This is a genomic window from Microbacterium algihabitans (assembly GCF_032464975.1).
Classification (GTDB): Bacteria; Actinomycetota; Actinomycetes; order Actinomycetales; family Microbacteriaceae; genus Microbacterium; species Microbacterium algihabitans.
In genome coordinates, this window is the sequence record NZ_JAWDIU010000005.1 from 196,123 (window position 1) to 209,727 (window position 13,605).

Below are 13,605 nucleotides of genomic sequence, written 5' to 3' on the forward strand. Positions count from 1 at the left end.
CCCCCCGTCCAGTAGGTTGAAGCCATGGCCGAGGCACGTCGAGACGCCGAACGCACGCGTTCCGAACTGCTCGCGGTGGCGACCGAGGTGTTCGCCGAGGACGGGTTCTCGGGTGCCCGCGTCGACGAGATCGCCGCCCGCACGCGCACCACGAAGCGCATGATCTACTACTACTTCGGCAGCAAAGAGGGGCTCTACCGGGCCGTCCTCGAGGAGGCGTACCGCGGGATCCGCGAGGCCGAACGCGCGATCGACGTCGATCACGCCGACCCCGTCGATGCGATCCGCGCCCTCGCCGAGCTGACCTACGACCATCACGTCGGGCATGACGCGTTCATCCGTCTCGTCGCGATCGAGAACATCCACCGCGGCACCTTCATCCGTCAGATCGAGGGACTGCGCACCCTGTCGCAGCCGGCCAAGGGTCTGCTCGACGAGATCCTCGAGCGCGGTCGCGCCGACGGCCTCTTCCGCGCCGACGTCGACGCGATCGACGTGCACTTGGTGATCAGCGCGTACTGCGTGTTCCAGGTCGCCAACCAGTACACGTTCGGGCACCTGTTCGACGTTGACCTCGCCTCCCCCGACCGTCGCCCGCACCTGCGCGCGGTGATCGGCGACGTGGTGGTCGGCTGGCTCACGGCCCCCGCGCGCTGAGGCCGGTGGCTGAGCCTGTCGAAGTCACCGGTCACCTGCGCTGGCCCCGGGCCCTTCGGCAAGCTCAGGGACCTCGGTTCGCAGGTCGCTGAGCCTGTCGAAGCCACCGGATACCCGCGTGGGCTCGGGCCCTTCGGCAAGCTCAGGGCCCTCGGTTCGCAGGTGGCTGAGCCTGTCGAAGTCACCGGGCATCCCGCGGGCCCCGGGCCCTTCGACGAGCTCAGGGACCTCGGTTCGCAGGTGGCTGAGCTTGTCGAAGTCACCGGGCATCCCGCGGGCCCCGGGCCCTTCGGCAAGCTCAGGGACCTCGGTTCGCAGGTGGCTGAGCTTGTCGAAGCCACCGGGCATCCCGCGGGCCCCGGGCCCTTCGACGAGCTCAGGGACCTCGGTTCGCAGGTGGCTGAGCCTGTCGAAGCCACCGGTCACCTGCGCTGGCCTCGGGCCCTTCGACAAGCTCAGGACCTCGGTTCGCAGGTGGCTGAGCCTGTCGAAGCCACCGGACACCTGCGCTGGCCTCGGGCCCTTCGACAAGCTCAGGACCTCGGTTCGCAGGTGGCTGAGCCTGTCGAAGCCACCGGACACCCCGCTGGCCTCGGGCCCTTCGACAAGCTCAGGGACCTCAGTTCGCAGGTGGCTGAGCCTGTCGAAGCCACCGGGCATCCCGCGGGCCCCGGGCCCTTCGACAGGCTCAGGGACCTCGGTTCGCAGGTGGCTGAGCCTGTCGAAGCCACCGGGCATCCCGCGGGCCCCGGGCCCTTCGGCAAGCTCAGGGACCTCGGTTCGCAGGTGGCTGAGCCTGTCGAAGCCACCGGACACCCCGCGGGCCCCGGGCCCTTCGACGAGCTCAGGGACCTCGGTTCGCAGGTGGCTGAGCCTGTCGAAGCCACCGGACACCCCGCTGGCCCCGGGCCCTTCGACGAGCTCAGGGACCTCGGTTCGCAGGTGGCTGAGCCTGTCGAAGCCACCGGGCATCCCGCGGGCCCCGGGCCCTTCGACGAGCTCAGGGACCTCGGTTCGCGGGTGGCTGAGCCTGTCGAAGCCATCGGACACCCCGCTGGCCCCGGGCCCTTCGACGAGCTCGGGGACCTCGGTTCGCAGGTGGCTGAGCCTGTCGAAGCCACCGGACACGCGCGTGGGCCCCGGGTCCGCGGCATCCGCGATCTCGTCGTTGACACCGCGACGCGAGCGTGGTTTCCTCTGAACGTACCGGTTAGTACATAAGCCGGTGTCGCGGAGACGAAGGAGTACCGTGATCGACTCGCACCCCTATCTCGTGGGCCTCATCGGCACGGGCGTGCTCCCGTCGCTGACGCCGCCCATGCACATGGCCGAGGCGCGTGCGCTCGGGCTCACCTACGTCTACCGTCCGCTCGACCTGACGGCTCTCGGCATCGATCCCGACCGCATCGGCGACGTGCTCGCCTGGGCCGAACGCCTCGGCTACGACGCCGTCAACGTCACCCACCCCTGCAAGCAGAACGTGCTCGCGCACCTCGACCGCATCGACCCGGTCGCCGCCGCCCTCGGCGCGGTCAACACCGTGCTCTTCACCCCCACCGGCCGCGTCGGCCACAACACCGATACGACGGGCTTCGCCGCGGCGTTCACCGACGGGCTCCCGGATGCCGAGACCCGGCACGTCGTCCAGCTCGGCGCCGGCGGGGCGGGGTCGGCCGTCGCCGACGCGCTGCTGCGCCTGGGTACCGCCCGGCTGAGCATCGTCGACCTCGACCCGGCGCGGGCGCAGGGCCTCGCGGACGACCTCGCGGCACGGCATCCGCTCGCCGTCGTCGACACCTCCTCCCCCGCCGACCTCCCCGCCGTGCTCGCCGATGCCGACGGCCTCGTGCACTGCACCCCGGTCGGCATGGCGGAGCACCCGGGACTCCCCCTCGACGCCGACCTTTTGCGCCCCGAGTTGTGGGTCGCCGACATCGTCTACCGCCCCCTCGATACCGAACTCCTCGTCACCGCGCGCGAGCGCGGATGCCGCACCCTCAGCGGCGGACGCATGGCGGTCCACCAGGCCGTCGACGCCTTCGCCCTCATCACCGGGACGCGACCCGATCCCGACCGCATGACCGCCCACTTCCTCGACCTCGTCACCCCCGGCTCGACCACCGACGTCCCCGTCGGTCCGGCCCTCTCCCGCTAAGGAGCACTCGTCCATGACCACCACCGCAACGACGCGGAAGACTCCCGTGAAGGCGGCCACCGCCAGCTTCATGGGAAGCGCCGTGGAGTACTACGACTTCTTCCTGTTCGGCTCGGCCGCCGCCCTCATCTTCCCGACGGTGTTCTTCCCGTCGGGCGACCAGGCGGCCCTCGTGATGTCGTTCGCGACCTTCGGGTTCGCCTACATCGCGCGTCCCGTGGGCGCCGTGATCCTCGGCCACTTCGGAGACCGCATCGGTCGCCAGAAGGTGCTGATGTTCACGCTCGTGCTGATGGGTCTGTCGACCTTCATCATCGGCTGCCTGCCGGGCTTCGCCCAGATCGGCTGGTTCGCTCCGGTGCTGCTCGTGCTCTGCCGCCTCGCGCAGGGACTCTCGGCCGCCGGGGAGCAGGCGGGCGCCTCGTCGCTCACCCTCGAGCACGCCCCCGACGGGCGTCGGTCGTTCTTCACCTCGTGGACCCTCACCGGCACGCAGGGCGGTCAGATCCTCGCCGCGCTCATCTTCATTCCGGTGGTCGCGCTGCCCGACGACATCAAGTTCTCGTGGGGCTGGCGCATCCCGTTCTGGCTCAGCGCCGTCGTCGTGATCGTGGCGTTCTTCATCCGCCGCAGCCTGCACGAGACGCCCGAGTTCGAGCAGGCCAAGGCCACCGGCCAGATCGCCCGCATGCCCCTGATCCCCCTGCTGAAGAACCACTGGCGCGACGTGCTGCGCGTGATCTGCTGTGCGTTCATCGCCGCCGTCTCGACCGTGTTCGGCACGCTCGCGATCGCCTACGGCAAGGAGCAGGGCCTCGCGGCCAGCGTCACCCTGTGGCTCGTCGTGGTCGCCAACGTCGTCGCGCTGTTCACGCAGCCGCTGTTCGGCAAGCTCGCCGACCGCGTCGGACGCAAGCCGGTGTTCATCTACGGCGCGCTGTCGTCGGCGGTGTTCATGCCGTTCTACATGCTGTCGATGGGCGCGGGGAACGACCTGCTGACCTTCGGTCTCGCGATCCTCACCTTCTCGTGCGGATACGCCGCCGCCAACGCCGTGTGGCCCTCGTTCTACGGCGAGATGTTCAGCACGCGCGTGCGCTTCTCGGGCATGGCGATCGGCACGCAGCTCGGTTTCCTCATGGCCGGCTTCGCGCCCAGCATCGTCGCCGCCCTCGGTGGCGGGTCGGCCGGCGGCTGGGTCGTGATCAGCGTCTTCACCGCGATCATCGCGGTCATCGCCTCGGTGAGCGCCCTGACCGCTCGCGAGACGAAGGACGTGCCCACCGATCAGCTGGGTCTCGCCGCCGAGCGCCGCGTTCCCGCCACGGTCTGACCCCTGACGCGAAAGCCCCGTCTCTCCGTGAGGCGGGGCTTTCGCGTAGGCGGGGTTCTGCGTGCGCGGCGAGACCCGCGCGTCAGAGCGTGCGCAGCGAGCGGCTCATCGCGAGCTCGGGGCCGATCGGGCCGGTGAACTCCTCGCCCGTCGCGACGAACCCGGCGCGGCGATAGGCGGCCTGGGCGCGGGCGTTGTCCGCGTGCACGTCGAGGGCGAGCGTGTCGAAGCCCTGCTCGCGGGTCCAGCGGGCGGCGGCGTCGAGCAGTGCGTCGATCGCCCCCGTGCCGCGGAGTTCGGGCGCGACGTACACCCCGACCACGTCGGCGCGCGCGTCGCTGATGCGACGACCGGTGTGGTCGACCTCGCCCCCGCGACGCACGAGCACCGTCACCGAACCGAGCCACGCGTCGTCGCGCTCCGCGATGAACATCGCCGCCGCCTCACCCGCGGCGGCGGCCGAGGCGCGGTCGTCCCAGAACTCCTGCGCGCGCGTGCGCTCCTGCTCGAGGGTGGTGAGGAAGGCGATGGATGCCGCCGGGTCGCTCACCGCGCGCAGGCGCAGCGTGCGGACGCGGTCGCCCTCCCCCGCGCGCACGCGGCGCACGGTGACGCTCACGCGCGCGCCTTCTCCACACGGCACCGTGCGGTGCTCACGCACCGACCTCCTGGTACGCCGCGAACAGCAGCGACTCGTCCGGAGCCTGCAGCACGGTCGGGCGCGCGAGGTCGTCGAGCACGATGAAGCGCAGCATGCTGCCGCGGCTCTTCTTGTCGCGCTGCATGGTGGCCTTGAGCGTCTGGAACGCGCCGGCGCGGTAGGTCGTCGGAAGGCCCAGCGACTCCAGCACCGTGCGGTGACGCTGAGCGACGTCGTCGGACAGACGACCGGCCAGACGCGACAGCTCGGCGGCGAACACCATGCCGACCGAGATGGCCGCGCCGTGGCGCCAGCGGTAGCGCTCGGCGTGCTCGATCGCGTGGCCGAGGGTGTGGCCGTAGTTCAGCACTTCGCGGAGCCCTGCCTCGCGCAGGTCTTCGCCGACGACGCGGGCCTTCATGTCGATCGCGAGCTCGACGCAGCGACGGAACGCGTCACCGCGCGGGTCGACGATGCCCGTCGGGTCGGCCTCGATGAGGTCGAGGATCTCCGGATGCCAGATGAAGCCCGCCTTGACCACTTCGGCGAACCCCGCGGTGGCCTCGTTCTTCGACAGCGTGTCGAGAAGGTCGAGGTCGCAGACCACGGCGAACGGAGGCCAGAACGCACCGACGAGGTTCTTGCCCTCGGCGGTGTTGATGCCCGTCTTGCCGCCGACGGCGGCGTCCACCATGCCGAGCACCGTGGTGGGCACCTGCACGAGCGCGACGCCGCGGAGCCAGGTCGCGGCGACGAAGCCGGCGAGGTCGGTGACCGCTCCCCCGCCGAAGCCGATCACGACGTCGGTGCGGGTGAAGTCGGCCTGTCCCATGACCTGCCAGCAGAACGCCGCCACTTCGACGCGCTTGCCCTGCTCGGCATCCGGGATCTCGGCCAGCAGCACCTGGCGGTCGCCGACGAGTTGCGCGCGCAGCGCCTCGGCCTGCTTCGCGAGGGTCGGCGGGTGCACGATGAGCACCTTCTGCGCTCCGGCGGGCAGCTTCTCGCCCAGGGTCGCGAGCAGCCCGCGGCCGACGGTGATGTCGTAACCGGGGTCGCCGGCGACGGAGATGGTCGTGGTGTCGCTCATGGTGCCTCCTGGGCCGGGACGCTCTGCGCCCAGGCCACGATGTCGTCGACCACGCGGGACAACGGCCCCGATGACGTGTCGAACGCGATGTGGGCGGTGGATTCGTAGATGGGCCGGCGCTCCTCGAAGATGCGCAGCCAGCGTTCGGCCGGGTCTTCGCCGCCGAGCAGGGGACGCTCGTCGCCGTGGATGCGCGAAGCCACCACGTGCGGCGACACCGTCAGCAGAACGACACGATGCGCGGTGAGGCGTTCGCGGGTGAGCGGGTCGAGCACGGCTCCCCCACCGAGGGCGACGACTCCGCCGCGCCCGAGGGCCTCGACGACGGCCTCGCGCTCGAGGGCGCGGAAGTGCGGCTCGCCGTGGGCGAGGAACAGGTCGCGGATGGGTCCGTGGTCGCGCACGACGAGCTTGTCGGTGTCGGTGAAGGTCGTGCCGAGCGCACGCGCGACGCGACGACCGACGCTCGTCTTGCCGGCGCCCATCGGACCGATGAGCACGACGGCGGGACCGGGCGCACCGTCGGGCCCGGGTGTCGCCGCGCTACCGGGTGCGCCGGAGACACCGGGTGCGCCGGAGACACCGGATGCCGCCGCGCTGCCGGCAGCCCCCGGAAGCCCGGGCGCCCCGGCGTGCGATTCGTCGGCGGGCACCCGCTCAGGCGAGGTCATGCGCGAGCAGCGCCGCGTCGGACGCGTCGCTCGTGCGCAGCGTTTCGGGCAGGTTCGCCAGGTACGACTCGAGGTTGCGGCGCGTCTCGGCGACGTTGTCGCCCCCGAACTTCTCGAGCACCGCGTCGGCGAGGGTCACGGCGACCATGGCCTCGGCAACCACGCCCGCGGCGGGCACGGCGCAGACGTCGGAACGCTGGTGGTGGGCCGCGGCCGTGTCGCCGGTGGCGACGTCGACGGTGCGCAGCGCCTTGGGGATCGTGGCGATCGGCTTCATGCCCGCGCGCACGCGCAGCACGGTGCCGGTCGACATGCCGCCCTCGGTGCCGCCCGCGCGGTCGGACGAGCGGGTGATGCCGCCGTCGGTGGCGAACAGCTCGTCGTGGGCCTGCGAGCCCCGGCGGGTCGTGGTGAGGAAGCCGTCGCCGACCTCGACGCCCTTGATCGCCTGGATGCTCATGAGCGCCTGCGCGAGCCTCGCGTCGAGGCGGCGGTCCCACTGCACGTGCGAACCGAGCCCCGGGGGCAGGCCGTAGGCGAGCACCTCGACGACACCGCCGAGGGTGTCGCCCGACTTCTTGGCGTCGTCGACCTCGGCGACCATCGCGGCACTCGTCTCGGCGTGGAAGCAGCGGAGCGGATCGGCGTCGAGGCGGTCGACGTCATCGGGCGTCGGGAACTCCGCGTCGTCGGGAACGCGAACGGGGCCGATCGAGAGGGTGTGGCTGACGAGGCGGATGCCGAGTTCGTTCAGGAACGAGCGGGCGATGGCGCCGAGGGCCACGCGCGCGGCGGTCTCGCGGGCCGAGGCCCGCTCGAGGATGGGTCGCGCTTCGTCGAAGCCGTACTTCTGCATGCCGACGAGGTCGGCGTGACCGGGTCGCGGGCGCGTGAGGGCGGCGCCGCGGCCGCGGGAGCGGTCGGAGAGCTCGACGGGCTCGGGGCTCATCACCTCGGTCCACTTCGGCCACTCGGTGTTGCCGATGCGCAGCGCGATGGGGCTGCCGATGGTGAAGCCGTGCACGATGCCGGTCGAGAGCGTGAGCTCGTCTTCTTCGAACTTCATACGCGAGCCGCGGCCGTAGCCCAGGCGCCGACGCGCCAGCTCGGCGCGGATCTGCGCCGACGAGACGGGAACGCCGGCCGGCATCCCCTCCATGAGGGCGATCAATTCGGGGCCGTGGGACTCGCCGGCGGTGAAGACGCGAAGCATGTCCCTAGTCTCCCATGAGCGCGATGCGCATTGCGGCCAGCACCTCGGGCTCGCGCGAGAGGGGGCGAGCCGGGTCCTCCGCCACGAACACCCGCACCTGCAGCAGGGCCTGGTGCAGCAGCATCCCGAGGCCGTCGTGCGCGGCGACGGCCGCCCGCTCCCACGCGAGGGCGAGCGGGGTCGGCCACCCGCCGTAGACCACGTCGACGAGGGGGCCGGAGCCGGATGCCAGGGCGTCGCCGACCGGGCCGAGGTCGATCCCGCCCGGGAGCGCCGCGATCGTGGCATCCGCCGACGCGAGATGCGGATCGTCCAGCGATCGCGCCCGCACCTCGACCTGCAGTGCCGCCCCGAGGTCCGTGAGCCGTGCGGCCGCTTCGGGGCGCCGGGCGCGCACCTCGATCGTCGAGGCTCCGGCGCGGGCCGCCGCGACGACCGCGGAGGTCGCCGTCGCCCCCGCGCCGAGCACCCGCACCAGCCGCGGCTCGCGCACGCCGTACTCGTCCAGGGCGCGAGCGAGGCCGCCGACGTCGGTGTTGAACCCGTGCGGTCCGTCGGCGGTCAGCAGGTACGTGTTGACCGCGCCGGTCAGGCGCGCGTCGTCGTCGAGGGTCGCCGCGCGGGCCGCAGCGACCTGCTTGAGCGGCATCGTGAGCGACAGCCCCCGCCAGGTCGCGTCGAGGGCCTCGATCTCACCGATGAACGAGGCGTCGTCGACCTGGCGTCGGTCGTACTCCCAGTCGAGCCCGAGCACGCCGTAGGCCGCGGCGTGCAGCCGGGGCGACCGCGAGTGTGCGATCGGGTCGCCCCAGACGGCCAGCCGGGTCGGGCCGGTCAGCATCCGCCGTCGGGGTTCTCGCGGCACCAGGCCTGGAACTGGTCGACGGCCTTCAACTGGTCGGCGTAGGTGGTCGAGAACACCGTCTCACCGGTGGCCAGGTTGACGGTCGTGAAGTAGTACCAGGTGCCGTCGACGGGGTGCATGGCCGCATCGATGGCGAGGTCGCCGGCATTCGCGATCGGTCCGACGGGGAGCCCCGGGCGGATGTAGGTGTTCCACGGGTTGTCGCTCGTGAGCGCGTTCTCGCTCGACGACGACGAACCGGCGTCGAGTTCGTTCGCGCCGTACTGGGCCGTGGAGTCCATCTGCAGCAGGCCGTGCGTCTCGGTGTTGTCGGGCTGCAGGCGGTTCTCGATCACGCGCGAGACCTTGTAGAAGTCCTCGCTGCTGCGTGCCTCGCGCTCGATGATCGAGGCGATGATGAGGATCCGCTCGCGATCGCCCTCGGGCACTCCGGCCTTGTCGAGCGACTGCACGGTGCGCTGCACCATGGTCTGGATGACCTGCTGCGCGGTGACGCCCTCGTCGAAGTCGTACGTGGCCGGGAAGATCCAGCCCTCGAGCGTCGAGGCCGGAACCCCGTACTGCGAGGGATCGGCGGTCGCGGCGTCGAGGTCGGCGCGCGGGATCTTGAGCTCCTCCGCGATGAGGTCGAGCGACTGGTTGAGGGTCAGGCCCTCGCGCAGCTGCACCGAGTAGTTCAGTCGGGTGGCCGGGTCTTTCAGCGCCGCGATGACCGCCTCGGAGGTCATCTTCTGCTGCAGCTTGTAGACGCCGGGCTGGAAGGTGAAGCCCACGGCGTTGTCGACCATGTACTTGTACAGCGAGTTCGACGCCTTGGTCACGCCCGCGTCGAAGAGCTTGGGAGAGACCGATTCGCCGGTGTCACCCGCGACGATCGTCACGCGGGCTTCGCCGGTGGCCTCGCCGGCCGCGTACTCGATCGGTTCGCTCGTGCCGAGGAACTCGCGCACACGGTCGCCGTACGTGTTCCACACGTACAGGCCGCCGGCGCCGATGCCACCGACGATGACGAGCACGATCGCGAGGGCGATCCACCCGGCGATCCGGTTGCGCTTCTTCGCCGCGCGCGGGGCGTGCTCGCCGATGTCGTGCGTGGTCGTCTGGCCGGTGAAGAGGTCTTCGAGCGACCCCGAGGCGGCGGAACGAGCACCGGATGCCGAGGAGCCTGCGGCGGCGGCTCCGGCGCCGACGAGCACGGGCTCGCGCACCTCGTCGCGCGCGGGCTCGACCGGGGGCGAAGCGGCCGCTGACGGGCCGGAGGGGGCTGCGGGAGCGGGAGCGGCGGCGGCGGCGCGGCGCGCGGCGTCGGACGAGAGGGCGGGGCCGTCCGTGCCTCGGCGGACCGGGCCGGGCTGGGCCAGGTCGTCTCCGCGGAGAGCGGGGGCGGATGCCGTGCGCCGGGGCGCGGCATCCGGAACCTCCGCGGCCGGGACGGCCGTCGGCACGACGGTGGGGCCGTCGTCGGCCGCGCGCGGGGCGGGCGCGGGGGCTGGGGTGTCCTGCGCGGTGGGGCGCGCGGTCTCGACTGGCGGAGCCGCGGGGGTGTCTTCGGGGGCACGGCGGGCCGCATCGAAGCGCGGGGCGGCGTCGGGCGTCGGGGCGTCGGACGACTCGGGGGTGGGGGTCGGACCCGTCGACGTGCGCCGGGCCTCGCGCGCGGCACGGCGCGACGGGGGTGCGGCGTCGTCGCCGGATGAAGACCGCGCGGCCCGGCGGGGGTCGGGCAGACGGCCGTACAGGTCGGCGAACGGATCGTTCTCGGGGGGCTGGTTCTCGGGCATTGTCAGGCGGGCTCCTGTCCCGGTGTGACGGCGGGTCCGGCCGGCTCGCCGGACTGTCGCTCCACGTCGAGCGCCTGCTGCAGCAGGACCACAGCGGCGACTTGATCCACAATGCTACGAGAATCGCGCTGGGAACGTCCTGCTTCCCGCAAGACGCCGTGCGCCGACACCGTGCTCAGACGCTCGTCGACCAGGCGCACCGGCATCGGCAGGGCGTCGGCGAGGGCTTGGGCGAACGCCCGCGCGTCGGTGGTCGAGGGCGTGTCGTCGCCGCGCAGGTTCAGCGGCAGACCGACGAGCACCTCGAACGCCTCGTACTCGGCGGCGAGGGCGACGATGCGTCGCACCGGCTCCTTCTTGCGTTGGACCGTCTCGACCGGAACGGCGAGCACACCGTCGGGGTCGGAGCGCGCCACGCCCACGCGGGCGCGCCCCACATCGATGCCGAGGCGGATACCGCGGCGGAACTCCGTCACGCGGTGGTCGCCCGCACGTCGGCGACGATGCCGTCGAGCGCCTGCGGGAGGGCCGCGGCATCCGTTCCACCGCCCTGCGCGACATCGGGGCGTCCGCCGCCTCCGCCGCCGAGCACACCGGCGGCGTTCTTGGCCAGGGCGCCCGCGGCGAGACCGCGCTCGCGCGCCGCGTCGTTGGTGACGACGACGACGGTGGCACGCCCACCCGCGACGGTCGCGAGCGCCACCACGGCCGGGTCGGTGCCCAGGCGGTCGCGCACCTGCAGCGCGAGCGAGCGAAGGTCGTCGGCCGACGCGCCCTCCCCCAGGCTCTGTGCGACGACGCGCACCGTGCCGACCGCGACGGCCGACTCGACCAGCTGCGGCAGGCGACCGGTCAGGGCCTGCGCCTCGAAGGCCGCGATCTTCTTCTCGGCGGCCTTGAGGTTGGCGGCGAGCTCGGCGATGCGCGTGGGCAGCTGCTCGCGCGGCGTCTTCAGGCTCGAGCTGAGCTGCGAGACGATCGCGCGCTCGGCGGCGAGGTCGCGGAAGGCGTCGAGACCGACGAGGGCCTCGACACGGCGGTTGGAGGCGCCGACCGACTGCTCGCCGACGAGGTTGACCAGGCCGATTTCAGCGCTGCGGGCGACGTGGGTGCCACCGCACAGCTCACGCGACCAGGGGCCGCCGATGTCGACCATGCGCACGGTGTCGCCGTACTTCTCGCCGAACAGCGCCATGGCGCCGGCGGCCTTCGCCTCGTCGAGCGACATCACGCGCGTGGTGACCTCGAGGTTGTCGCGGACGGCGTTGTTGGCGATGTCCTCGATCTCGGTGCGGGTCTCGGGCGACAGCGCCGAGCCCCAGCTGAAGTCGAAGCGCATGTACCCGGCGCGGTTGAGCGAACCGGTCTGCGTCGCGCTCTTGCCGAGCGTGTCGCGGATCGCCGCGTGCACGAGGTGCGTCGCGGTGTGCGCCTGTTGAGCCGCGTGGCGGTTGAGCGCGTCGACCACGGTCGTCGCGGGGGCGCCGACCGACACCTCGCCGGTGGTGACCTCGACGGTGTGGCTGACCAGGCCCGGAACGGGGCGCTGCACGTCGAGCACCTCGAGCTCGTAGCCCGGGCCGACGATGACGCCCTTGTCGGCGACCTGGCCGCCCGACTCGGCGTACAGGGCGGTCTCGGCGAGGATGACCTCGGCGATCTGGCCCTCCGACGCGCGGTCGGTGCCCTGGCCCTGCACGAGGATGCCGAGGATCTTCGACTCGGTCTGCATCTCGGTGTAGCCGGTGAACACGGTCTCGCCCAGCGCGCGGAACTCGCGGTACGCGCTCTGGTCGGCGATCGCTCCCTTGCGGGCGCGGGCATCGGCCTTGGCGCGCGTGCGCTGCTCGAGCATGAGCGTGTCGAACGCGGCACGGTCGACCGACAAGCCCGCCTCTTCGGCGATCTCGAGCGTCAGGTCGATCGGGAAGCCGTAGGTGTCGTGCAGGAGGAACGCCTCGGAGCCCGACAGGGTGGTGCCGCCGCCGTTCTTGGCCTCGACGACCGACTGGTCGAGGATCGCCGACCCGGCCGCGAGCGTGCGCAGGAACGTCTGCTCCTCGGCGATCGCGTAGGCCGAGAGGCGCGCGTAGTCGGCCTCGACCTCGGGATACGACTCCTTCATCGCGTCGCGCGAGGCGGCGAACAGCTCGGGGAAGGTCGCGCCCTCGACGCCCAGCAGGCGCATCGAGCGGATCGCGCGGCGCATGATGCGGCGCAGGATGTAGCCGCGTCCCTCGTTCGAGGGGGTCACGCCGTCGGCGAGCAGCATGAGCGAGGAGCGCACGTGGTCGGCGACGATGCGCAGGCGCACGTCGTCTTCGTGCGATTCCTGGCCGTACGACTTGCCCGCGAGCTTCGCGGCCAGGTCGAGCACGGGGCGCACCTGGTCGGTCTCGTACATGTTGTCGACGCCCTGCTTGATGAACGCGATGCGCTCGAGGCCCATGCCGGTGTCGATGTTCTTCGCGGGCAGCTCGCCGACGATGTCGAAGTCGTACTTCGAGCGCACGTTGGTGATCTCGTACTGCATGAACACGAGGTTCCAGATCTCGACGTAGCGGTCGTCGTCGGTCGCGGGACCGCCGTCGATGCCGTATGCGGGACCGCGGTCGAAGAAGATCTCCGAGCAGGGGCCGGCGGGGCCCGGCAGGCCGGTCGACCAGTAGTTCGTGTCCTTGCCGAGGCGCTGGATGCGCTCGTCAGGCAGGGTGCTGAGCTTCAGCCAGAGGTCGCGGGCCTCGTCGTCCTCTTCGTAGACGGTGACCCACAGATCCTTCGGGTCGAAGGCGAGTCCGCCCTCCGACTCGGGCGCGGTGAGCAGCTCCCACGCGAAGCGGATCGCGTCTTCCTTGAAGTAGTCGCCGAACGACCAGTTGCCGAGCATCTGGAAGAAGGTGCCGTGACGCGGGGTCTTGCCGACCTCTTCGATGTCGTTGGTGCGAATGCACTTCTGCACGTCGGCCGCGCGGGGGTACGGCGGCGGCACGACACCGCTGAGGTACGGGATGAAGGGCACCATGCCCGCCACGGTGAACAGCAGGGCCGGGTCGTCGGTGACGAGCGAGGCCGAGGGGACGATCGTGTGGTTCTTCTTCTCGAAGAAGTCGAGGAAGCGCTGGGCGATCTCGGCGGTTTTCATGGCGGGTCTTTCCGTGCGCGTGCGGATCCGCCCCGGTGTTCGGGGACGGATGCCGCAG

At 71.7% G+C, this 13,605-nt stretch carries 12 protein-coding genes; 3 read left to right on the top strand and 9 right to left on the bottom strand.

Annotated features, from left to right (window positions below; all coding sequences use genetic code 11):
- Positions 1 to 24: 24 nt before the first annotated feature.
- Entirely contained in the window at positions 25 to 657 is a 633-nt protein-coding gene (locus RWH43_RS14100) for a TetR/AcrR family transcriptional regulator (protein ID WP_154096656.1), read from the top strand.
- Between the two features lie 24 nt (positions 658 to 681).
- On the opposite strand, the gene RWH43_RS14105 is transcribed toward RWH43_RS14100, so the two are convergent.
- A complete protein-coding gene (locus tag RWH43_RS14105; protein WP_316001775.1) occupies positions 682 to 1,785 on the bottom strand; it encodes a hypothetical protein in 1,104 nt (367 codons plus the stop codon).
- A 121-nt stretch (positions 1,786 to 1,906) separates the two neighbouring features.
- On the opposite strand from RWH43_RS14105, the gene RWH43_RS14110 reads away from it, so the two are divergent.
- Together RWH43_RS14110 and RWH43_RS14115 are read left to right on the top strand one after the other, a co-directional pair.
- Complete coding sequence (locus RWH43_RS14110) at positions 1,907 to 2,812, top strand: shikimate dehydrogenase (RefSeq protein ID WP_230704625.1); 906 nt, start codon at positions 1,907 to 1,909, stop codon at positions 2,810 to 2,812.
- A 13-nt stretch (positions 2,813 to 2,825) separates the two neighbouring features.
- Positions 2,826 to 4,145 (top strand): MFS transporter, encoded by a 1,320-nt coding sequence (locus RWH43_RS14115; protein WP_144833470.1) that lies wholly within the window; start codon positions 2,826 to 2,828, stop codon positions 4,143 to 4,145.
- Between the two features lie 82 nt (positions 4,146 to 4,227).
- On the opposite strand, the gene RWH43_RS14120 is transcribed toward RWH43_RS14115, so the two are convergent.
- From RWH43_RS14120 to alaS, 8 genes are all read right to left on the bottom strand, one after another.
- Positions 4,228 to 4,764, bottom strand: coding sequence for a GNAT family N-acetyltransferase (locus tag RWH43_RS14120; RefSeq protein ID WP_316001776.1), 537 nt, complete (start codon positions 4,762 to 4,764; stop codon positions 4,228 to 4,230).
- Between the two features lie 34 nt (positions 4,765 to 4,798).
- Positions 4,799 to 5,875 carry a 3-dehydroquinate synthase gene (aroB, locus tag RWH43_RS14125; protein ID WP_316001777.1) on the bottom strand — a complete coding sequence of 359 codons (1,077 nt, stop codon included), beginning with the start codon at positions 5,873 to 5,875 and terminating at the stop codon, positions 4,799 to 4,801.
- A complete protein-coding gene (locus RWH43_RS14130; RefSeq protein ID WP_144833783.1) occupies positions 5,872 to 6,360 on the bottom strand; it encodes a shikimate kinase in 489 nt (162 codons plus the stop codon). The genes aroB and RWH43_RS14130 overlap by 4 nt, the downstream gene beginning before the upstream one ends.
- Positions 6,361 to 6,532: 172 nt before the next feature.
- A complete protein-coding gene (aroC, locus tag RWH43_RS14135; RefSeq protein WP_316001778.1) occupies positions 6,533 to 7,759 on the bottom strand; it encodes a chorismate synthase in 1,227 nt (408 codons plus the stop codon).
- Positions 7,760 to 7,763: 4 nt separating this feature from the next.
- The gene (locus RWH43_RS14140; RefSeq protein ID WP_316001779.1) at positions 7,764 to 8,600 is read right to left on the bottom strand and encodes a shikimate dehydrogenase; all 837 of its coding nucleotides are present in this window, start codon (positions 8,598 to 8,600) and stop codon (positions 7,764 to 7,766) included.
- The gene (mltG, locus tag RWH43_RS14145; RefSeq protein WP_316001780.1) at positions 8,594 to 10,405 is read right to left on the bottom strand and encodes an endolytic transglycosylase MltG; all 1,812 of its coding nucleotides are present in this window, start codon (positions 10,403 to 10,405) and stop codon (positions 8,594 to 8,596) included. The genes RWH43_RS14140 and mltG overlap by 7 nt, the downstream gene beginning before the upstream one ends.
- Positions 10,406 to 10,407: 2 nt before the next feature.
- A complete protein-coding gene (gene ruvX / locus RWH43_RS14150) occupies positions 10,408 to 10,881 on the bottom strand; it encodes a Holliday junction resolvase RuvX (RefSeq protein ID WP_144833482.1) in 474 nt (157 codons plus the stop codon).
- On the bottom strand, positions 10,878 to 13,547 hold the full coding sequence (gene alaS, locus RWH43_RS14155; RefSeq protein ID WP_316001781.1) for an alanine--tRNA ligase: 2,670 nt from the start codon (positions 13,545 to 13,547) through the stop codon (positions 10,878 to 10,880). The genes ruvX and alaS overlap by 4 nt, the downstream gene beginning before the upstream one ends.
- Positions 13,548 to 13,605 lie beyond the last annotated feature (58 nt).